This window comes from Nostoc sp., assembly GCF_036919595.1.
GTDB lineage: Bacteria > Cyanobacteriota > Cyanobacteriia > Cyanobacteriales > Nostocaceae > Nostoc.
On record NZ_JBALCO010000093.1, the window covers coordinates 1 to 20,787 of the forward strand.

At 42.4% G+C, this 20,787-nt stretch carries 22 protein-coding genes, 1 other RNA gene and 2 pseudogenes; 14 read left to right on the top strand and 11 right to left on the bottom strand.

The window, feature by feature from the left end:
- The first annotated feature begins 363 nt into the window (after positions 1-363).
- Positions 364-849: a molybdenum cofactor biosynthesis protein MoaE gene (locus tag V7K21_RS13915; RefSeq protein WP_335175124.1), complete on the top strand. Its 486-nt coding sequence runs from the start codon at positions 364-366 to the stop codon at positions 847-849.
- Positions 850-937: 88 nt separating this feature from the next.
- On the opposite strand, the gene V7K21_RS13920 is transcribed toward V7K21_RS13915, so the two are convergent.
- Complete coding sequence (locus tag V7K21_RS13920; protein ID WP_335175126.1) at positions 938-1,453, bottom strand: sensor histidine kinase; 516 nt, start codon at positions 1,451-1,453, stop codon at positions 938-940.
- A gap of 41 nt (positions 1,454-1,494) precedes the next feature.
- Here V7K21_RS13920 and V7K21_RS13925 point away from each other — a divergent pair.
- Positions 1,495-2,375, top strand: a pseudogene (locus V7K21_RS13925) (HAD-IC family P-type ATPase); the annotation flags it as partial.
- 508 nt (positions 2,376-2,883) lie between these two features.
- Entirely contained in the window at positions 2,884-3,204 is a 321-nt protein-coding gene (locus V7K21_RS13930; protein WP_273761929.1) for a hypothetical protein, read from the top strand.
- A gap of 48 nt (positions 3,205-3,252) precedes the next feature.
- Here V7K21_RS13930 and V7K21_RS13935 read toward each other — a convergent pair whose 3' ends face one another.
- From V7K21_RS13935 to V7K21_RS13950, 4 genes are all read right to left on the bottom strand, one after another.
- The gene (locus V7K21_RS13935; RefSeq protein ID WP_335175128.1) at positions 3,253-3,576 is read right to left on the bottom strand and encodes a DUF2103 domain-containing protein; all 324 of its coding nucleotides are present in this window, start codon (positions 3,574-3,576) and stop codon (positions 3,253-3,255) included.
- Between the two features lie 5 nt (positions 3,577-3,581).
- Positions 3,582-3,908 carry an ATP-dependent Clp protease adapter ClpS gene (clpS, locus tag V7K21_RS13940; RefSeq protein ID WP_298907537.1) on the bottom strand — a complete coding sequence of 109 codons (327 nt, stop codon included), beginning with the start codon at positions 3,906-3,908 and terminating at the stop codon, positions 3,582-3,584.
- A 201-nt stretch (positions 3,909-4,109) separates the two neighbouring features.
- On the bottom strand, positions 4,110-6,164 hold the full coding sequence (locus tag V7K21_RS13945) for an FAD-dependent oxidoreductase (protein WP_335175130.1): 2,055 nt from the start codon (positions 6,162-6,164) through the stop codon (positions 4,110-4,112).
- A 273-nt stretch (positions 6,165-6,437) separates the two neighbouring features.
- Positions 6,438-6,761: a hypothetical protein gene (locus tag V7K21_RS13950; RefSeq protein WP_335175132.1), complete on the bottom strand. Its 324-nt coding sequence runs from the start codon at positions 6,759-6,761 to the stop codon at positions 6,438-6,440.
- A 732-nt stretch (positions 6,762-7,493) separates the two neighbouring features.
- Between V7K21_RS13950 and V7K21_RS13955 the strand changes: the two genes are divergently transcribed.
- The 9 genes from V7K21_RS13955 (at position 7,494) to V7K21_RS13995 (ending at position 14,816) form a co-directional block, all read left to right on the top strand.
- Positions 7,494-7,985, top strand: coding sequence for a pentapeptide repeat-containing protein (locus V7K21_RS13955; RefSeq protein ID WP_335175170.1), 492 nt, complete (start codon positions 7,494-7,496; stop codon positions 7,983-7,985).
- On the top strand, positions 7,982-9,148 hold the full coding sequence (locus tag V7K21_RS13960) for a 5-(carboxyamino)imidazole ribonucleotide synthase (RefSeq protein ID WP_335175172.1): 1,167 nt from the start codon (positions 7,982-7,984) through the stop codon (positions 9,146-9,148). Before V7K21_RS13955 ends, V7K21_RS13960 begins: the two co-directional genes overlap by 4 nt.
- Positions 9,149-9,207: 59 nt before the next feature.
- A non-coding RNA gene (gene ssrS / locus V7K21_RS13965) (6S RNA) lies at positions 9,208-9,391 on the top strand.
- Between the two features lie 140 nt (positions 9,392-9,531).
- Positions 9,532-9,849, top strand: coding sequence for an ATP-binding protein (locus V7K21_RS30715; protein ID WP_442948882.1), 318 nt, complete (start codon positions 9,532-9,534; stop codon positions 9,847-9,849).
- A gap of 265 nt (positions 9,850-10,114) precedes the next feature.
- Entirely contained in the window at positions 10,115-11,380 is a 1,266-nt protein-coding gene (locus V7K21_RS13975; RefSeq protein WP_335175136.1) for a M16 family metallopeptidase, read from the top strand.
- A 45-nt stretch (positions 11,381-11,425) separates the two neighbouring features.
- Positions 11,426-11,584 (top strand): hypothetical protein, encoded by a 159-nt coding sequence (locus V7K21_RS13980; protein ID WP_335175138.1) that lies wholly within the window; start codon positions 11,426-11,428, stop codon positions 11,582-11,584.
- Positions 11,585-11,725: 141 nt separating this feature from the next.
- The gene (locus V7K21_RS13985; protein WP_335175140.1) at positions 11,726-13,000 is read left to right on the top strand and encodes a M16 family metallopeptidase; all 1,275 of its coding nucleotides are present in this window, start codon (positions 11,726-11,728) and stop codon (positions 12,998-13,000) included.
- Positions 13,001-13,088: 88 nt separating this feature from the next.
- On the top strand, positions 13,089-14,096 hold the full coding sequence (locus V7K21_RS13990; RefSeq protein ID WP_335175142.1) for a peptidoglycan-binding domain-containing protein: 1,008 nt from the start codon (positions 13,089-13,091) through the stop codon (positions 14,094-14,096).
- A gap of 366 nt (positions 14,097-14,462) precedes the next feature.
- Positions 14,463-14,816 (top strand): phage holin family protein, encoded by a 354-nt coding sequence (locus V7K21_RS13995; RefSeq protein ID WP_335175144.1) that lies wholly within the window; start codon positions 14,463-14,465, stop codon positions 14,814-14,816.
- 5 nt (positions 14,817-14,821) lie between these two features.
- Here V7K21_RS13995 and V7K21_RS14000 read toward each other — a convergent pair whose 3' ends face one another.
- From V7K21_RS14000 to V7K21_RS30720, 4 genes and pseudogenes are all read right to left on the bottom strand, one after another.
- Positions 14,822-15,325 (bottom strand): cobalamin biosynthesis protein, encoded by a 504-nt coding sequence (locus V7K21_RS14000; protein WP_335175146.1) that lies wholly within the window; start codon positions 15,323-15,325, stop codon positions 14,822-14,824.
- A gap of 8 nt (positions 15,326-15,333) precedes the next feature.
- Entirely contained in the window at positions 15,334-15,897 is a 564-nt protein-coding gene (locus V7K21_RS14005) for a Uma2 family endonuclease (protein ID WP_335175148.1), read from the bottom strand.
- Between the two features lie 134 nt (positions 15,898-16,031).
- Entirely contained in the window at positions 16,032-17,795 is a 1,764-nt protein-coding gene (gene argS / locus V7K21_RS14010) for an arginine--tRNA ligase (protein WP_335175150.1), read from the bottom strand.
- Positions 17,796-17,938: 143 nt separating this feature from the next.
- Positions 17,939-18,073 (bottom strand): annotated as a pseudogene (locus V7K21_RS30720) (RNA-guided endonuclease TnpB family protein); the annotation flags it as partial.
- Positions 18,074-18,298: 225 nt separating this feature from the next.
- On the opposite strand from V7K21_RS30720, the gene V7K21_RS14015 reads away from it, so the two are divergent.
- Together V7K21_RS14015 and V7K21_RS14020 are read left to right on the top strand one after the other, a co-directional pair.
- Positions 18,299-18,472: a type II toxin-antitoxin system HicA family toxin gene (locus V7K21_RS14015; RefSeq protein WP_335175174.1), complete on the top strand. Its 174-nt coding sequence runs from the start codon at positions 18,299-18,301 to the stop codon at positions 18,470-18,472.
- A complete protein-coding gene (locus tag V7K21_RS14020) occupies positions 18,472-18,696 on the top strand; it encodes a type II toxin-antitoxin system HicB family antitoxin (protein WP_335175152.1) in 225 nt (74 codons plus the stop codon). Before V7K21_RS14015 ends, V7K21_RS14020 begins: the two co-directional genes overlap by 1 nt.
- 76 nt (positions 18,697-18,772) lie before the next feature.
- Here the strand turns inward: V7K21_RS14020 and V7K21_RS14025 are convergent, their stop codons facing one another.
- Together V7K21_RS14025 and murD are read right to left on the bottom strand one after the other, a co-directional pair.
- Positions 18,773-19,186, bottom strand: a complete 414-nt coding sequence (locus tag V7K21_RS14025; RefSeq protein ID WP_335175154.1) for a PAN domain-containing protein — start codon at positions 19,184-19,186, stop codon at positions 18,773-18,775.
- 127 nt (positions 19,187-19,313) lie between these two features.
- On the bottom strand, positions 19,314-20,774 hold the full coding sequence (gene murD / locus V7K21_RS14030) for a UDP-N-acetylmuramoyl-L-alanine--D-glutamate ligase (RefSeq protein ID WP_335175156.1): 1,461 nt from the start codon (positions 20,772-20,774) through the stop codon (positions 19,314-19,316).
- Between the last annotated feature and the right edge of the window lie 13 nt (positions 20,775-20,787).

Sequence of the window (20,787 nt, forward strand, 5' to 3'; positions counted from 1 at the left end):
TCATTGGGAGACCTCAAGCTTTGGTTTCGTTACCTTTATCTTGTGGTTTCCCTTTCTTTTTTGCTACCCCTTCTCACTCACATAAGGCGTACTATTGATTAATAATTGCATATAGGGTTTTCAATAATTCTTGTGTTGTCTAGGCTTTGGGTAAAAGGCTTGGAATTCATTAAGTAAAGCAACTGGCGTTGGGCATTGCCACTAATATCTCAAATGTCCATTACATAGGCTTTTGTGGGTAATATCTACCTGACAATTTGTGGTCAAATCTATTTGAAAAGCATTGCCAAGAGCAAATACATATACACTAATAGCGTTTTGTTCAGAGACAATAGAAAAAGCCTACATAGTATCAACGCAGTTATGACGACTACACTTGCCTCTGCTGTTAAACCAAGAGCCGAAGATAGTTTTGCCATTAGCTTTGCACCATTGTCTGTTGAAGAAATCTATGCCAAGTCTGACGATCCAGCCAACGGTGCTGTGGTTATGATGAGTGGCGTGGTTCGCAATCAAACTGATGGTAAACCTGTAATTGCTCTGGAGTATCAAGCTTACGAACCGATGGCATTGCGGATATTTTATCAAATTGCTGCTGATATTCGCTTATCTACGTCTGATGTGAATCGGGTAGTGATTCATCATCGCACCGGACGTTTGCAAGTTGGAGAAATTAGCGTTTTAGTAGCAGTGGGTTGTCCTCATCGGAGGGAGGCGTTTGAAGCTTGCCAGTATGCTATTGATACTCTTAAACATAATGCCCCGATTTGGAAAAAAGAGCATTGGCAAGATGGTTCTAGCAGCTGGGTGAGTATTGGCACTTGTGAAACATCAGCAGAAAATTGTTAAAATTCCCAAGATTATTGAACACGCAGTAATTCATCCAGCAATTAGCAAACTATGATGTGTGCTGTATTAGATACTGGATGACATTTCTTTAACCCTGGACAATTTGTTGAGCGATCGCCAATCCTAACCCAAATCCGCCGTTTTCTCTTGCCCGTTCTGTATCAACTCGGTAGAAGCGATCGAAAATGTAAGGTAAATCTGCCTCTGGAATGCCAATTCCGGTATCGATCACCTGAATCACGACTCGATCTGAGTGAGGTTCTAAGCGTAACCAGACTGTTCCCCCAGACGGAGTATATTTGCAGGCGTTATTGAGCAAGTTTTCGACTGCTTGCCTGAGCAAATCGGGGTCAGCCCACAACTCAATTTGTTGTTCTGGTAAATGGCTGATCAAGTTGAGCGACTCTTTTGCAGCAACAGTAGTGTAATGAAGAACTAAATTCTCCAGCAAGCTATTCAGATTTACCTTTTTGAGAGATTCTGGAGGTAATTGTCCTTGATGCCGAGCCAACAGCAGTAGGTTATTAACTAAGGTACTCATCAACTTTGCGCTATCGATGATATTCTCCAGTAAGGGATGGATCTGGGGACGGTCTCTCACCATTAGTAGCCCCACTTGGGCATTGGTTAAAATTGCAGACAGGGGCGATCGCTGCTCTATCCAAAGCTGTCACTACCGAAGCAACTGTGATTCGCAATGGTCAAAAAACTCGTCTGGCTTCGACTGAGCTTGTTCTGGGTGACTTGGTACTGCTGGCATCTGGAGATAAAGTGCCTGCGGATCTGCGGTTGTTAAGTGTGCGTGGGTTGCAATTGACGAGTCTGCCTTAACAGGCGAATCCGTTCCGGTGGAGAAAGTAACCCATTTGTTGGATGTCGAGACACCGTTAACCGAACGAAGCAATATGGCATATACAGGAAGTTTCGTCACGTTTGGACAAGGAGAAGGAATTGTAGTGGCGATCGCAGATGCCACCGAAACGGGTCGAATTTCGCAGTTAATTCAAGGCAGCACCGGTCTGAAAACACCGCTGACGCGAAAAATCGACAAGTTCAGCAAAACCTTACTTTACGTCATCTTAGGGTTGGCAGCCCTGACATTTGCAGTCGGATTAGGACAGGGTGGATCTTTGATTAATGTTTTCAAAGCGAGTGTGGCTCTGGTTGTCAGCGCGATTCCAGAAGGATTGCCTGCGATCGTCACCGTCACTTTGGCGATCGGCGTTTCCCGAATGGCAATTAATGGACTGGTAGCAGCAGAAGTTTTTTACCTCTTAAGTATCACCCAGTTTCTCCCCTCTGTGTTTGCGAGAATTCAAGGAAAAAGCACATCGGTCGCCTATGCTCCGGCGATCAAAATTGTGGGTGTGGTGATTTTACAATGTTTGTTTAGTCAGTGGGGCATGATGAATCAAGTGTTTGACACAACACCTTTGACGTTTACCCAAGCACTCATTTGTTTAGGTGCAGGTTTCCCAGTGGTGCTGATAGCTCTCATCTTGCAACGCTTCAATCCGCTTAATTAGGAGTAGTGCTAAAGAAGACACTGTTGGCGAAATATTTCTTCACATTGAACAGCGATAAAACCAAGCATTCTGAAAGATAGTAAATCTTAATGTCGCAGTTTTGTTTGTTGTCAATGATAAACTGTCAACAATTTGTTTTATTTCTTCAATAAATCGATTCAGGGCTTTTTGTGCTGTTTTATAACCAGAAGCCTGCCGACCTACTTTAGTTAAAATAAGATGCAATTCTCAGCGTTAATGGCTACTAAAACTGGATTAGAATCTCTGGAATTGTTAGTAGCGCCATCGCTTGTTGAACCGCAGAATTGATATTTTCTGCTTCAATCTGCGATCGCCTGCTTAACAAAAATATTTAATTTTCATTAAAAATAAGATTTGCAAAAAAACGATTTTTGTTGCATTTATTTACAGATGCATAACTCTATTGAGGTTTGTAAATAATTTGTATTTCTGCAAGGAATATTCCTTTAGACTGAATTTCAACTGAAAAATGTGGGGATAAACACAAATGCATTCGTTAAATATATTTTGTCACGAATTTGTAGTTGCTGTTTCCTTTGTAGCTTGCATTATTGGACTGATATTACTGTGGGACGGCAAGCAGCAAAAAAATGATATAGAAGAAACAGAGCGGATTCTCTTTAGAATGAGTTTTACTTATTGGCTAGTTTACTGTGTAGCCTTTGGCATAGAGAAGATAGTTTTACCCGACTGGGAATCTATACTCATGACTTTGAGAATAACTACGGCTCTGTCATATTTCTTAACTTTTTCTTGCATTGTTAGTCTGCCACTACACAAATTTGCAGTCCACCGGGTTGAGGAATAGTTATTGGGGATTGGGCATTGGTCATTAGCTTTGCACAAATGACAAAGATTAGGATTTCATCGCGATCGCTAATGCCGTTTCCAATTCTGACTGCGCCAAAGGGGTCAAAATAAACACCTCTTGTACCGTCTTCCCCTGCCGTGCGATTACTTTATAGCCCCCACGGATCGGTACTGAGATCCGCAGTTGCATTTTTGGGCAATGACCTTTTGACCGCCCAATCACTCCCGGCGTCACAGTTTGGATGCCATCCATCTGACAAAGACGTTCTAAAATTGGGATGAGACCAGAAAGGTGTGTCGAGTGATTCCAAACTAGTCTGCCAGCTTTTTGCGAAGCTGTCTGGAGGGGATTTACGGTGAGTTTGCCCATGATGATTAAGCTGCTTCTAAAGGTGCCATTGTCAAACCTGCTCGGCGCAGCTGCTGGTGATAAAGTTCCGCAGGTTCTTGGGGACCGACCCAGACGATCGCTTGACCTTCATAGTGTACCTGATTAGTCAAATCCCACGCGCGATCACCACTCATCCCCGGAATATATTTCATCAAACATTCACTCACATGTTGGAATGTATTAAAATCATCATTTAATACAATCACTTTGTAATTCGGATAAGTCTTACGGGTAACTTGATTAGACCGTTCAGGAGCTATAGTTGGTGCTGTGGCCATCCCGTAAACATCTGCTGAAAGTGTCGTAACCATAGAACAATTGGTCAAGAGGATTTTACAAAACTAGACTACAAATAACTAGTTTAGTCCATTGTCTGGGGACTGGGGAGTTTGGAGTTTGGAGTTAAGAGTTGAGAGTTGAGAGTAAGGAATTGGGTATTGGAAAGAATTCAGTCCCCAATGCCCGATACCCAATGTCCAATGCCTAATATCGAATGTCCAATGTCCAATACTCTACCGCCAATTATCCCAGTTTTCGTTAAAAATAGATGTATCGGGGAAGGCTGTAGGGTTACCATTTTGTTGCAAAAGCCGTTTGAGTGCTTCCAGTTGTGGCTCTTGTTTGGGTAAGTCATCGACTAGTTGGTAAGGTGCGATCGCATTTTTAATGGCAAAACTAGCAACAGTTCCCGCAGCTGCGCCAGCCGACCATTCAAAGGAATGGACTCGATAGGCAGCAGCGGCAATATGACTAGTAGCAATACTTTTGCCTCCTACCAGCAAATTGTCAATTTTCTGGGGAATCATTGCCCTCAAAGCAATTTGGAAGGGATAAGCTTGGCCAGCACCACGTCTTTCACCTGGATGTTCTGTATTACCAGGGGCTTCTGGGGGACTATTCACCATGCAAGGATGGAAATCTATAGCGTAGTGACCAATACCCACAGCATCGGGAAAGACGGTAGAACGAGTCCGCCGCATTGCTTTGTCTGGTGAAACTTTACCGTCAATTACTGATACTGCTTCCAAACCTGCAAGTGCTGCTCGTAGTCTACGATACATATCTGCTGGTAGAGTCTTGGGGTAATACTCATCATTGTAATCTCGGCGAGAAATATCAATTTCCCAAATACCAAAGCCTTCGGGTTGCCCCCAACTGGGCCGGCCAATAATGCGGCGTCCTTCTCGCATATAAGGATATTTCGATAAGCCATGCACTGTCCCCATCGGAGAATTTAGCCCTGACAACAAGCGGTTATTGCTTTGCTGCTGCTTGATACCCTCCCCCAGTTGGGAATCTGTAGTTCCAGCTACCAACCAGTAATAGAAAGAGAGGGCATTTTCCTCAGCTTTGCGGAGGGTTTCTGTTCGCAGTCCTCCCATCCAGCCCCCTGGTTTTAACTGCCCAGTAGCTTCTAACTGTTGGCGGCTGTAAATCAGGTTATCAGCAGCAGTTCCGGGGCGGTAGTCGTTACCCCAAGTCCAGTTTTGCATGGCGATATCCCCTGGTGTAGGAGCAGTAAAATTTATACCGCCAAATTTTTCTGGTTTCCCTTTGTTTGGACTCCAAATGCGCCGATAGGTGAAAACCAAATCAAAGTTAGCCAGTCGTGTTAATTCATAGCTGAAATATGGCGCGTATTGTGAATAAAATGGGGGCATCGGCTGCGGTTGCGGTTCCTTGGTTGCCTCCATTGCAAAGGTGTAGGTAAAGCCTTGAGGGCAATAAGGGTCGTTGTTGGTGCTGGAAGCAGAAGGTTCTAAGTAGGAACGGGCATCAATGCCTAATCGGTAGGGAACATCAGCAAGGGCGATAATTTCTCCAGTTTCGCTGGTGTCTACGACGTACCATTTAGGAGCATCCCCTTTCGCTGCTTTGGGGATAAAACGAAGAATAGTTTTAGTAAACCGAGATGAGTTTTCGTAACTATAAGAATCTTCAATACTTTGAGATAAAGTAAAAGTATTCAGAGGTGGTGCGCCTTTTGCTGGTTGATGTTGGATAGCGATCGCACTATTAATTATTTTGCCATCAGCAGCAATTTCTAAATCCTTAATTACCGTGTTGGGAAACCATTGCAACTTCCCTTTGCCTCGCTTTTCGGCATCTTTAAGCATCTGGGTCAAAATAGTGTGAGCATCGCGGGGAAGAAAGCAGGATTCACTTACCCAGCAGTGACCGGGGTTAAGTTTACCGTATTTGCGCTCAATCCGGTTTCGCAAATCTAGGTAGCCGCGAGAATAGAATTTGAGAGATCGCTGGGTTGGTCGTTCGTCTAACGCAGATGTCCCTTGAGCAGAAATTTGTCCTCCTAGCCAGTCAGTAATTTCCGTGAGGCAAACCGTTCGTCCTGCTAGCAACCCCTCGTAAGCTGTGGCGACGCCAGATAGTCCACCACCCACAACTAAAATCTCGCAATCGACACTTTTATCTGGGGTTCTTGGTGGTGTGGCGTTTACCGAAGGTGTTGGCGCAGCCATCGCCCCATCAAATGCAACTAAGGTACATATTAAATTTAGACTGAACAGCGATGTTAAGCTATAAGCTACTTTGTGTCTGCGCTTCATGGTTAAAAAAAACACTCCAAATCCTGTGTCACCTTGTAGAAGGTAGCATTCAGCAAATGTTTATTCAAGCTTCATAAGGAGTTTTAGCCTTAACCCAAGCGTATTCAGACAAGGGGCTTAAGCTTCTTGTTCTATGCAACCTCACAGGTAATCGGTATAACTAATAATCTTTAGCTGAAACTGTGGTGATTTCGTCTCTTTTTCTGAAATGAAAAACTGCTCATGCTGAAAGTAGACAAGAGCAGTTTTAATAGCAAAGCCCAAAAAAAGAATTTAGGCATCTTCAAGTTCAAATTGAGCCACCGTAACGGCGTTAAAGGCGAAAGCTAAAACTAATGGCATCGGCGACTGAAACCAAAAGGTGAAAAGAACAGCTAGGATTGTGCCAATTACTGCGAACATCGACCACAATCGTTCTTCAAAAGTCAATCCCTTTTCAGCTTTAATCAATTTAAGAACATTAACTGGGATTGGTTCTGGCATTACCCCACCCGGAGGGAAAGCCCAGAAGTTGTTACGTCGCTCGACAAATAAATCTGTCCAGCCATTTTCTTGGCACCATGCCTCAATCCATTGAAGTGAGTAATGATTCATCATCGGGTTTCGGAGTTCGGTTTGTGGGAGTTGTGAACTTGGTGAAGATAAACTCTTAGAGATTCCTGAAGAACTAATTAATTGCTATAAAATTAACGCTGAGTATCCAACTTTTAAGCTTTGTTAAGCAGTTGAGACACATATAATTAGCCTCAAACCTTGCTTTCATTAATTAAAAGATTAGCAGTCGATAGGGTTTGTTTACTTTAAAAGACAATAAACTTTACTTGAAAAGTTGAAAGTCAAGAATTATAAACAAGTCGGTGAGTATTACTGCTTAATAAAACTCTTTATACCCTGAAATTAAAATCTAAAAATGAAGAACTGTGAATAAATCAACGAGTGTAGGCATAATCCGTCCTAGACATCGCTTTCTAAAGCTAAACTATTCCTTTAGAATGAGGAATTTCAAGTTTTACCTTAATCAACAGAGATAGGTTATGCTCCAACTTACCTGGTGTCAAAAGAAACTCCTATTTAGTCATTAGTATCAGTATTTAGTAATAACTTTCTTGATATATTGAGTACCAGGGATAATTTTGTTCAAGGTGAGCAGCGATGTCTAAAACGAGCTATGCGTATGTCTTTTTGCGTTACAAAATATTAAGCAAGGGAAATACACATCCCCCAAGTCCAGTAGCAAGGCTGTGAGTCTCAATTAGGATGACTCATATCTTGCTAATATTCAAATGCGGTAATTAAATGCAGCGATTAGACACCAAATTGGCTCTCGATATGTTTTGGCGGCAAGGGTTGGCGTTCCTTCTAGGAATTATTATATGGTGCGTGGCTGATCCCGTACTGGCGGTAGATTGGACTCATCCACTGTCATTTAGCAATGCAGAGTTATCAAGACGTAATTTTTCTGGTGACAGTTTGCAAGCTGCGGAGTTTTCTAACGCCAATATGGAACTGGCTAACTTTGCAAACGCCGACTTGCGGGGAGCAGTCATGAGCGCTTCGGTGATGACAAAAGCAAATCTCCACGGAGCGGATTTAACTAATGCAATGGTTGATCAGGTAAACTTGACTAAGGCAGATTTGAGCGATGCAGTTTTCAAAGAAGCTCTTTTACTGCGTGCCATCTTTGATGATGTGAATATAGACGGTGCAGATTTTACTGATGCAATTTTGGATAGGGCACAAATCAAAGAACTGTGCCAGAAAGCCAGTGGTGTGAATTCCAAAACAGGCGTGCAAACTCGTGATTCTCTAGGATGTCAATGAAACGTGTTGGTGTAATTGGTGGCGGACAACTTGCCTGGATGATGGCGGATGCAGCACAGAAGCTAGGAGTAGAATTAGTAATACAAACTCCTAGTGAACACGACCCGGCCGTGTCAATTGCTCAGGAAATCGTTTTCGCTCCGGTAGATGACGCCAGTGCTACAGAGATATTAGCTCAAAAATGCGATGTCATCACCTTTGAAAACGAATTTGTTAACCTGCAAACTTTATCTCTTTTAGCACAGCAAGGTGTTTGTTTCCGTCCCAAATTAAAAGCTTTAGCTCCTCTTTTAGATAAATATCATCAGCGCTGCTATTTAAGCGATTTAGGATTACCAGTTCCTCAATTTTTCGCTCTTGACCAGACGGAAAATCTCAAATCAAAAATAGAATATCTAGGTTTTCCAGCAGTCCTTAAATCCCGACGCCACGGTTATGACGGTCAGGGTACTTTCATAATTCCGGATTTTGCTACTTTAGAGCAAAAGCTAAGTTATGAAACTACAAAAAAAACTTTAAATCAATCACTTTTCTTGTTAGAAGAATTTGTACCTTTTGAAAGAGAACTAGCAGTAATTGCAGCTCGTTCTGTAGAGGAAAAAATTGTCACTTATCCGGTGGTAGAAACCCAACAAGAACAACAAGTGTGTCGGCGGGTGATTGCGCCAGCCCAGATTACGCCCAATCAACTAGCAGAAATCGAAGCGATCGCACATACTCTATTAAATAGCCTAGAAGTAGTGGGAATTTTTGGAATTGAGCTATTTCTCAGTGCTGATGGCAAAATCCTGGTAAATGAAATTGCGCCCCGTACCCACAATTCTGGGCATTTTTCTATTGACGCCTGCGAAACTTCTCAGTTTGAGCAGCACCTTCGAGCCGTTTGTGGTTTACCTTTGGGAAATCCAGCTTTGCAGTGTGCTGGCGCTGTAATGGTAAATTTACTGGGGTATGAAAATTCTCACAGCGACTACCAAAGCCAGCGTCAACAAATAGCAGAGATTCCCCAGGCGCACCTTCATTGGTATGGGAAGATAGAATCACGTCCTGGGCGAAAGTTAGGACATGTCACCGTTTTGCTAGATAACCAAAATAGAGAATCGGCAACGGCGCTCGCCAACGACATTGCCCACACCATAGAATCTATCTGGTATCCCAGGTAAATTGACCAGAAAATTTCGATGTTGACACACAACATCTTTTTGAAAGCTATAATGAGTGAGTTGCACTACGACGTTGGTGACTGCCATCAAGTTTTTTGATCTATGCCTTTAATGACAAGGGAGTCAACTGTTCTCGTGGCAGTAAACCGGGCATGTACCCGGAAACTTTAAACGAGGAATTTAGGTTCCCACCTGGATAAACCCAGGTCATAAACTTAGGTAAAACGGCGTCGCGGTGAACTTAAAATTATTAGCTCCCAAATTCTAATTGACTTTGGGAGCTTTAATTATTGAAATTAGTATTACTTTTGCCATTTCATGAGCGAACTGACAGTAAATATTGCCATATTTTTGGGAAACCTAGATACTGATACCATTTCTTTGTGAGGCTGCGCCAAATTTTATTGGCTTCTTCTTTCTTTCTTTGTTTGTTTTTTTGTGTCCTACCCTGCGGGAAGCCACTTCGTGTCTATGCAGTCTTTGCGGTTCGTTCCTCATGTAGTTTGGCGCATCTTCATCCAAAATTGGTATTACAAGGGCAGCATCATCGCTTATCTAGAAAATCCGAGGTTGGGAAAGGAACAGGATTAGGATTAGCGATCGCTCGTCAAATTGTCGAGGAAACCCATAATGGGCGGTTGAGTTGCAATTCTGTGCTTGGCAAAGGAACAAAATTTGTCATTGAGATTCCAGTATCTTAATGGCTACTACTCCGATTTAAAGAAGTAGAGACCTGTAGCTGTATGTTCGCTTATTTTGAGATGACAAAAAGAATTAACCCCTTCTTGGGACAGGAGTAAAGTAGAACGATTTTCCTCTCAATCCATAACGCTTCCAATTTCTCGGTAGTGTAGAGAACAGCGATCGCACAATTCTACAAAATCTGTATAATTTGATTCTAAATCAGGTATCGTTCAGAGTTAAAATGACACAATTGCGTTAAATTGTGGTTAAAGCTACAAAAAATTGTTAAAACAACTAACTAATACCTTATTTCCAGCCTCGGTCTTCCGACTAGACAGTGGTTTAACGTTTATTCATCAACATATTCCCACTACCCCTGTAGTAGTAGCGGATGTTTGGGTGCGGGCTGGAGCCAGCCTAGAGCCAGAACCGTGGTTCGGGATGGCGCACTTTTTAGAACACATGATTTTTAAAGGTACGGCAACGCTACCCCCTGGAATGTTCGATTACAACGTTGAAAACCGGGGTGGTGTGAGTAATGCGGCGACAAGCTATGATTATGCTCATTATTCACTCACTACAGCTGCCCCTTATTTAAAAGATACTCTGCCCTACTTGGGAGAACTACTGCTGAATGCGGCAATTCCAGAAGATGAATTTAGCCGCGAACGGGACGTGGTGCTAGAGGAAATTCGTTCTTGTCAGGACGATTCCGACTGGATAGGATTCCAAACTCTGATTAAAAGCATCTACCCGGATCACCCTTACGGACGCTCGATACTGGGTACTGAGCAATATCTGATGCAGCAGTCACCAGAAGCAATGCGTTGTTTTCACCGCACTCACTATCAGCCGGAAAATATGACGGTGATAATTGCCGGGGGTATAGCCCAGGAACCAGCTTGGGAAATGGTAAATCGTTCATTTGCTGATTTTGGCGAACGCTCTAATTGTCCGCAGTTTGAGAAAGTGGAAAAGCCAGTAATAACAGGAATTCACCGTCAAGAACTGTGTTTACCACGTATAGAGCAAGCGCGGTTATTGATGGCGTGGCTGGTACCCGGAGTAGAAGAAATCCGCACTGGCTATGGTTTAGATTTGTTGTCGGTGTTATTGGCAGAAGGGCGGACTTCGCGTTTAGTGCGTGATTTACGAGAAGATTTACAATTAGTACAAGGAATTTGCAGTAGTTTTTCTCTACAACGGGAATCAAGTTTATTTACAATTACTGCCTGGTTAGAACCAGAAAATCTGGAGGAAGTTGAGTCTTTAATTTGCGCTCATTTGGATGATTTGCAGACTAGAGGAATTAGTGAACAGGAACTTGCCCGCACACGCAGGCTGCTGTGTAATGAGTATGCATTTTCTACCGAAACGCCAAATCAACTAACGGGGCTTTATGGATATTACAATACCATCGCCCAAGCTGAATTAGCTGTGACATATCCTCAGCAGATTCAGTCTTTTGATGCCCAAGAATTGCAAAAATTAGCTCAACAGTATCTCTCGCCGCAGAATTATGCGGTTACTATACTTAAACCGTGTTAGTCATTAGTCATTAGTCATTAGTTATTAGCAATTAGCAAAAGACAAATGACGCTGCCAATTTTGGATTTTGGATTAAATAAGGGATTTCCAAGAAATAAATTACGAACCACTCCAGATGCAGAGAACATAGAGAGAGGATTTTTTGGTCAGTTTTGGGATATTTTTTATTTGGAAGTCCCTAAAAAATCTAAAACATCGGTTTAAATCGCCTGAATTGAGCCATGAAGACAAATAAAATGATTTCATTATTTTGTTTCAAAGCAAGCAAAGTTATTTGTGGGGCAATCTAAAATTTAAAATCCAAAATCTAAAATCGAGTAACAACCGACAAAGGACAAAAGACAAATGACAACAACCTTGCTACAAAAATCGCCTATCCATCGCACCGTATTGAACAATGGCATTGTAGTGCTGGTAGCAGAAAACCCTGCTGCGGACATTATTGCAGCGCGAATTTTTGTGCGTGCCGGTAGTTGTCAGGAAAATCGGGAGCAAGCAGGGTTAGCACATTTACTATCAGCAGTGATGACAAAGGGATGTGATGGTCTTTCTAGTTTGGAAATTGCCGAAATTGTCGAGTCTGTAGGGGCGAGTTTGAGTGCAGATGCCAGTACTGATTATTTTTTGCTATCTTTCAAGACGGTAACATCTGATTTTAGGGAAATTTTAACATTGGCAGGGCGGATTTTGCGATCGCCTACTTTTCCCGAAACTCAAGTGGAACTAGAACGGCGTTTAGCACTCCAGGATATTCGTTCGCAAAAAGAGCAACCGTTCAATGTCGCCTTTGAACAAATGCGGCAGGTAATGTACCAAAATCATCCCTATGCTATGTCAGTGCTGGGAGATGAAACCACCATGAGCCGCTTAACTCGTGCGGATTTAGTGGAGTATCACCAGACTTATTTCCGTCCAGAGAATGTAGTAATTAGTATTGCTGGTAGAGTCACACCCACAGATGCAGTGGCATTGGTAGAAGAAGTCTTTGGTGATTGGCAAACGCCAGCCCAAGCACTGCCAATATTGAATTTACCTGAGATTAGGGTGGAACCACAGGTAAGGCTGAAGCCAGTACAGACACAACAATCAATCGTGATGCTTGGTTATTTGGGAACATCAGTGAGTTCTGTGGACTACGCCGCACTGAAGTTGCTGTGTACCTACCTGGGAAATGGGCTTTCTAGTCGCTTGTTTGTCGAATTGCGGGAAAAACGCGGTTTAGCTTACGAAGTATCTGCCTTTTACTCCACAAGGCTATTTCCAGCATCGTTTGTGGTTTACATGGGTACAGCACCGGAAAATACTAGCATTGCCCTAGAGGGACTGCGGACAGAAGTAGATTTATTGTCTAGCGATGAAGTATCCGAAAGCGCACTCCAAGCTGCTAAAAATAAGATCCTGGGGCAGTACGCCTTGGGTAAACAAACGAACGGGCAAATTGCTCAGATATACGGCTGGTATGAAATTTTGGGCTTAGGAATTGATTTCGACACAAAGTTCCAAGAATTGATTGCGGCTGTGAGTGCCAAGGATGCGATCGCCGCAGCTTGTAAGTATTTAAAATCACCTTACTTGTCTTTAGTTGGTCAAGAAGAAGCAATTAATCGAGCGATCGCCTAACTGAAAATGTGCGCTCATAAATGCAGCAGCTGTTTTTTAGACCAAGCGGCTGTACCATTAGCATGAGAATATTCTGGGAGTAAATTCCATGCAAAGCAGCCTGACAGCAAGTATTTTGAGTTACTTAAAATTACTAGATCCAACTGTAAATCGCTGTAGAATGGAAAAACGGCAAAAGGGTTGGTGGCCAAAGAGGTCTAAATCTTTATCAGCCATTGAAATACTCTTGTTCTCCACTACGCCTCTGCTTATTGCCTCAACGGCTGTAGTATCAATAGCCGCACCACAAAAAATTGCCCAAGTAAATCCTGGAGATAGCATCAACCGCCCTACCCTTAAAGTTGGTAGCCAAGGCGAACGTGTGTCTGAACTTCAGGCAGCTCTAAAACTTTTGGGTTTTTATTCTGGTGCTGTAGATGGTACATATAGTGAGAATACCGCCAGTGCTGTTTCCCGGTTTAAACAAGCAGCTGGCTTGAATCCAGATGGTGTTGTTGACGCCAGCACTTGGCAACGACTTTTCCCTAAGGAATCGGTAGTAGCATCAACCGTCCCTTCATCCCAGCCAAGATTTAACTCAGCGACAAATTTTCCTGTTCCAACCCAGGCTAGCAACCTTACCAACGTTGCAAATCCTAGCCCCAATCCCCCAAGACCAGCTGTAACACAAGTTGCAACTAGCCCTACAAGACCTCCTACCACAAAAAAAGCTGCAACACAACCTGTGACCAACCCTGAGCCAAGACCTGCTACCCCAAGAAAAGCTACAATTTCAAGGACACAGAAAACGCCGAATCGCACGACATCAACTACTCCAACTCAGTCAAACACAACTACTAACCGAACCCCTGGTATTCAATATACCTCAGAAGGATTACCAATTTTGCGTATAGGGTTACGTGGTTCTGAAGTTGTTAAGTTACAACAACAACTGAAAAAGCTTGGTTTCTTGAAAGGCGATGCCGATGGAGACTTTGGTGTGACAACCGAAGTCGCTGTGAAAGCAGCACAAAAGCGCTATGGATTAGAAGCTGACGGTGTAGTTGGTGGCTCTACGTGGGAGGTTCTTTTGCGGCGATCGCCCCAACAACGTTAGGCTGAGACTAAAGTTGCCACCCACTAGAGTACAATTTTGCCAGTTCCCTTAATGACTTTGGAACTTGCTAGTGCTACATACCCTCTATTAGATACAGAGGTTTCTCTCAGTCGAGAAACCTCTGTAGGAATTTTGCTAATTATATTATTTTTGATGAATTTAATTCGTGGTACATCCTGCAATACGATAAAGATATCTTGATTGAAAGTATCTCTCTATGCGAGCGCTGAAAAATTAGATTGCTTTTGATCTGATAAGAGAAGTACAACATAGGAGCTAAATACAACTACGCTTGATGGTGTTATAGATTACAACTGGTAATAGTCAAATTAATTAAACTTACTGCTAATTCCTCTAAAAAAACTTATGCAACACTTTTTATTAACTTGGCTCGGTAGTGCGGTGGCGTTATTTCTTACTGCTAATATCGTTCCGGGATTCTTTATCAAGAATTTTGTGACTGCCTTGATCGCCGCCCTTGTGATTGGTCTGGTTAATGCATTTATTAGACCAATTTTGCAGATTTTGACATTTCCGATTACCTTACTCACCTTTGGTTTATTTACATTAGTGATCAACGCCTTAACCCTTTGGCTGGCAAGTGGACTAACTCCTGGTTATGGTTTTGAGATTCAGGGCTTTTTACCTGCTTTGTTAGGTTCAATTGTGCTAGCAATTGTTTCTAGCATAATTAACTATTTATTGAGAGTTGTTGACTAGAAAAATTAGTAAATTGTAATACTCATATTTGAAGCTTGGGCAACAGCTAGGGTTACCGCTCCTGGTTGCCCTTGTAACTGGAAAATTCGTTTAGCAACTAAGAACCTCACCCGCAATTCCTCTATGCTTGCAAAGGAGAAAACAGTCAACGATGTGAGTTGAGCAGCTGCAAGAATAGCAGCTGCCTCTGCTACGCTAGGTGTACCTACTTTGTGGTCGGTAATTGTGGCAGGGTTGGGGACACAGACAGAGCGAAGGATTTCCGCAGAAAAGGTTTTTAGGGGCAAACTTCGTAGGCGACAAAGTTGTACTAAACCAACTTCCGAGGCTTTAGTGTCAATAGTAGCAATTCCTGCGATCGCACTTTGAAAAAGTTGATTTTCTTGAAATACTTCCTCAATTGCCCGATCAATCAATTGCCATGAGGTTCCCCGTTTACAACCGATTCCTACCCAGAAAATCTGCTGCACTTGCTCTATTTTCTCATTCAGTTCGTCAGGATTTGACATACTTGGATTTACTCTAACAGCCAACCGAATAAATCTCCTACTGTCAGCCTCAACTCACTTGCAAAATCTGGCACAGCAAGTAAAGCTTCTAGTTCATCCAACATAATTGACTGTTTATTGCGAATGTACACAAATACCGTTTGTTCTTCTGGATCAATCAGCCAACCCATTTGTGTTTCATAATTCAGGCAATGTAAAATATTTTTCGTAACTTTCGTTTGTCTATGGTCAGGCGATAGAATCTCAATAGTCCAATCGGGAGCTGCTGAAAATAAATTTGCTACCCTGCCATTTTCTTTGCGAGGCATTCTATCCCAAGTAAATACCGCTACATCCGGGACAATTGATCTGCCACCAAATGTACATCGCAGTTCTGGATATGCTCGTGCAACTTTTTGGGGTTTCAAGACAGCATTAATAAAAATAATCAGTTCACCTTGAATAGTGCTATGTTCTCCCTGTGCCATAGGTTTTTGAATAATTTGACCATCGATGTATTCACTAGCGGGCTTCGTTTCTGGTAAAATTATAAACTCTGCCAAAGTTATGTTTTTAGATGATGTCCGTACCATTTGCGATCGCCTCCAAGTCCAGCAATTCTGATTAACTAACCGCCAAGTACACAAAGAAGAAATCAGCTTTAGCTTAACTTTTACTCTGCGTACCTTTGCGTTACCTCAGCATACCTTTGCGTTAAAAAAATATATTACATTCTCTCCAATACCTGAATTCCCAATAAAGATAGTCCCAACTTCAGGGTTCTAGCAGTCAAATCACATAAAACCAAGCGAGATGTTCGCTGCGGTTCCTGTGCATCCAACACCTGAACTCCCTGATTGCGGTCATAAAACTGATTAAACTTTTTACTCAGTTCGTACAAATACTCACATAAACGATTAGGTAGCAAGTCTTGCTCTACATTACTAATAACTTCATCCAGTTGAAGTAAATATTTTGCCAGCGTTAATTCTGTTTCATGCTGCAACAAGACAGCATTGTTTCCCAACTCCTCAAAGTTAATATCACCCTTGCGGCTAATCCCCTGAATCCGCGCATAAACATACAGCATATAGGGCGCCGTATTGCCTTTGAGATCCAGCATTTTGTCGTAGCTGAAAATGTAGTTACTGGTGCGGTTTTGGCTTAAGTCTGCATACTTAACTGCACTGATCCCAACTACTCTAGCAACTTCATTAATAAATTCTTCAGTTTCTTGGCGTTCTTCTTCCTGTAATCTAGTTTTTAGGTCAGCATGGGCACGCGAAACAGCTTCATCTAATAAATCCCGTAACCGCACAGCATCCCCAGAACGAGTTTTTAATTTTTTACCATCTTCTCCTAACACCAACCCAAAGGGAACATGCACTAATTCCACATCATCGGGAATCCACCCAGCTTTGCGTGCTACCTGGAAAACTTGAGCAAAGTGGTTTCCTTGTCCAGCATCTGTTACATAAATTATCCGCTTTGCTTCATCCTGCTGAATTCGGTAGCGGAGGGATGCTAAATCTGTTGTGGCGTAGTTATAACCACCATCTGATTTCTGCACAATTAAGGGCAAAGGTTCACCTTCTCTATTTGTAAATCCTTCTAGAAAAACGCATTTTGCCCCTTGATTTTCTACCAGTAAGCCAGATTTTTCTAAATCTTCCACAACGCCAGATAGTAAGGAGTTGTAGAAAGATTCACCCCGTTCAATTATCTCGACATCTAGCAAGTTATAAATTATTTGAAACTCTCGCCGCGACTGTTCGCACAGCAATTTCCAAGCATGGAGTGTATCTTCTGCACCTGTTTGTAATCTTACAACTTCTTGTCGTGCTGTTTCTTGAAAAGCTGCATCGGCATCAAACCGCTGTTTAGCTTTGCGGTAAAAAGAGACTAAATCACCAATATCTAAAGCATTAGCCGTGGTAAGCGCGTCTGGGTAAACTTCCCGGAGATAGGCGATTAACATTCCAAACTGTGTACCCCAATCACCCACATGATTTAACCGTAAGACATCGTGTCCTTGAAATTCTAAAATCCGGGCGATGGAATCACCAATAATTGTAGAACGCAAGTGTCCAACGTGCATTTCTTTGGCAATGTTTGGACTAGAAAAATCCACAATTTCCCGCTTAGGCGTTTTTGCAGCTGGAACTCCTAACCGGGGATCAGTTTGAATCGCATTGAGTTGGGCTTCTAAATATACCGTTTTCAGTTTTAGATTGATAAATCCTGGCCCAGCGATTTCTGGCGGTTCGCAGATTTCGGATACATCTAGTTTCTCAACGATCGCTTGTGCGATCGCTCTTGGTTGCAATCCTTTCTTTTTACTCAGGGATAAAGCCACATTCGCCTGATAATCACCAAATTTAGGATTGCTAGCAGAAACCAAAATTGGATCTACTCCAGCGAAGTCAGCGCCAAAAGCCGCAACTATTGCCTGTTCAAGCTGAACTTTTAGTTTTTCTTGTGTAGCGTTCATATATAAATTTTATCTGTGAGAGAGGGAATGTAGCTCTGGAAAAGTTTGATTATTCACTTTACCAATCTGGAGATTGTGAAGAGAGATAAAAAATCAACATGCCGCTTGCAAAAGTATCTTTTTTGACAAAACTGCGTCTAGCTGACCATATTTTGCACTTTCAAGTCTTCATGCGCTACGAGGTCGCTAGACATAAATAATAACCTTGCTGTTTTTACAGCAAAGTTTTAACGCTGGCGACTTACCTTGAAGCGTTTTCGAGCCAATTTATTTCTAAACTATCACAGGCATCGCTAAAAACTCAACTGCCTCAACGGTTTGATTGGGCTGCGTTTCCAGTAGAAAGGTGCGTTACACTTCGTTTACGCACCCGATAAAATATTCCCCAAATAAGGAAATTTCCCGAAAATAGGAAATCTGATTGACTTTTGACTTCTCAATTAACGATATCTGTAACAGAAATTTAGACTCTACAGATAAGTATTAGCAAAGTACGCGAAGTTATCAAACGACTAGAAGCTGATGGTTGGTATCTTGCCAGAACTAAAGGTAGTCATCAACAGTTCAAACATCCTGATAAACCCAGTACTGTAACAGTGTCTGGTAAGCCAAATGTGGATGTGCCAATTGGTACTCTTAAAAATATCTGGAGACAAGCTCAATTGGAGGAAGACTGATGCATTATACAGTTGTGATTGAAAAGGGAGAAACTAGCTACGGCGCTTATGTCCCTGATTTGCCAGGTTGTGTCGCTGTGGGTGAAACTTTAGAAGAAGTCAAGCAAATGATTGCAGAAGCTATTGAATTTCATCTAGAAGGAATGCTAGAAGATGATTTACCTATTCCTAAACCTACAAGCATCGCTCATGAGGTTGAAGTTGCAAACTACATCAAAATATAATTATAGGAAATCACTAAATTAGCACTAAACAATCCTCTTAATACACTGTGGCGGAAGTTCGCACCGCACTTTTCGCTTACAATTTCACACCAGATATACAGTCTCCATTTGGGTTTGATGCTGGTGCTACAGATTTTAAATAACAAATAGCATTAGGATCTTGTACTCCTGGTCGAACATAAGTATAAGCATTACACCTGCTATCATCAATACAAGACTGCTGGCAAATTGAAGCGTATGCTGAAGTCGCAAATCGGTAGTAGTCGCTACCTGGTCTATCTCTACCAAATTCAGCAGTTACGGCATAACGTGGAATAGTGGTTGAGAGTGGCGGCACTTGAGCTGTAGCAGGTTGAGCCAATGGTATGAAGTTTACAACCGTACTAAAACCTAAAATTAACAAAAGTGCCAACCCCAAAAATATAATATTTTTTGAGAAAACAAAATTTTTATTTACATATTGCCAAGCTGTAACCATTTTTAATTTCATAAATCTCTCCTAGCTGCACAGTATTATCAGCTGTGTAGAATACAGCTATTTGCTACCAAATACAAAAATTGTTAATAATTTTACATGATTCATTCACTATGTGACTTGCAGCTACACAGTGAATGAGCTAAGGCAGAGGGGATGAAAGAATCGAGTTGTATTGAAGCTTCTTTGCTTTTGCCCAATCAAGGCACAACTGACGGAAACGATCGCCCCGCACCTCAAAATTCGGGAACTGATCGAAACTCGCGCAAGCCGGAGATAGCAACACCACAGGCGCTTGATACTCCTTAGCTAATTCTGCTGCTCTCGGAACTGCCCTTTCCATAGTTTCCACAATATGGTAAGAATAATAACCCACCTCTTGGAGGCGTTGGGCAAATACGGGTGCAGCAGAGCCAATCAATAATACAGCAGCAGCTTTGGAGTGAATTTTTGCTAGCCAGCCAGTATCATCACCTGCTTTGGCTTCTCCACCAGCAATTAAAATTGCTGGACTTTTCACGGATGCTAAACCAACTTCCGCAGCATCGTAGTTAGTGGCTTTGCTATCGTTAATGAAATCAATACCTTCCCAAGTGCAGATATGCTCCAAACGATGAGCAACGCCAGGAAATTCTCGAATTGCAAGTGCGATCGCATCACGGCTAATTCCGGCTAATCTTGCCGTTGCTACTGCCATCAAGAGATTTTGTTGGTTATGTTCTCCTACCATCCGCAAAGTGGATACTTTCACAATCGGTTCTGGTGCAGAGGTTGCACTCAACTTTTCTACAACCCAGTCGTCTTCGATGTAAAAGCCTTTTTCGCTAATCAGGAAATCTTTTCCTCTCACACTTGTCCAATAGGCATCAGGCCAAGCACTTATACCTAACTTGCTCAAGTAGGCATCATCGCCATTGAACACTTGCAACTCGGACTGACGTAATAGCTTGGCTTTGATGTTGTAATAGTTCTCTAAAGTCTGATGGCGACTAAGATGATCTGGCGTGAAAGTCGTCCAAACACCGATACGGGGTGCAAGAGAACTGGAAGATTCTACTTGATAGCTGCTAATTTCTGCAATCACCCAATCAATACAATTTTGGATTTTAGATTTTTGATTTTGGATTGGAGTTTCTGTCCCTGTGCTGCAAGATAGGGCAACTTCACAAGCGGCGTAGCCAATGTTACCGCAGGCGGGCGCATCTAATTCTGCTGCTTGGAAAATGGCAGCAATTAAAGCTGTGGTAGTAGTTTTGCCATTAGTGCCAGTAATTCCTACCCAAGGTAGCGCTTGCAAATTTCGCCAAGCGAGTTCCATTTCCCCAATGGTTTCAATACCTAATTCGCGTGCCTCAACTAATACGGGAATATCCCAAGGCACGCCAGGACTAACGACTATTAATTGGGGTAAATTAGCACCATTCAATTCTGGGGATTGGCCTAGTTTAACGGTTATTTGCTCGGCAGCGAGTTGTTGTTGTTGTTGCAGGAGGGTTTCGGAGGTGTTGCCATCACTTAGCTCTACCTCCCAACCTTCCCGTTTCAACAATCTTGCCGCAGCAACACCGGACTTTCCTAATCCAATTACAGTAGCTCTAGGCATAGATTGCAGCAGA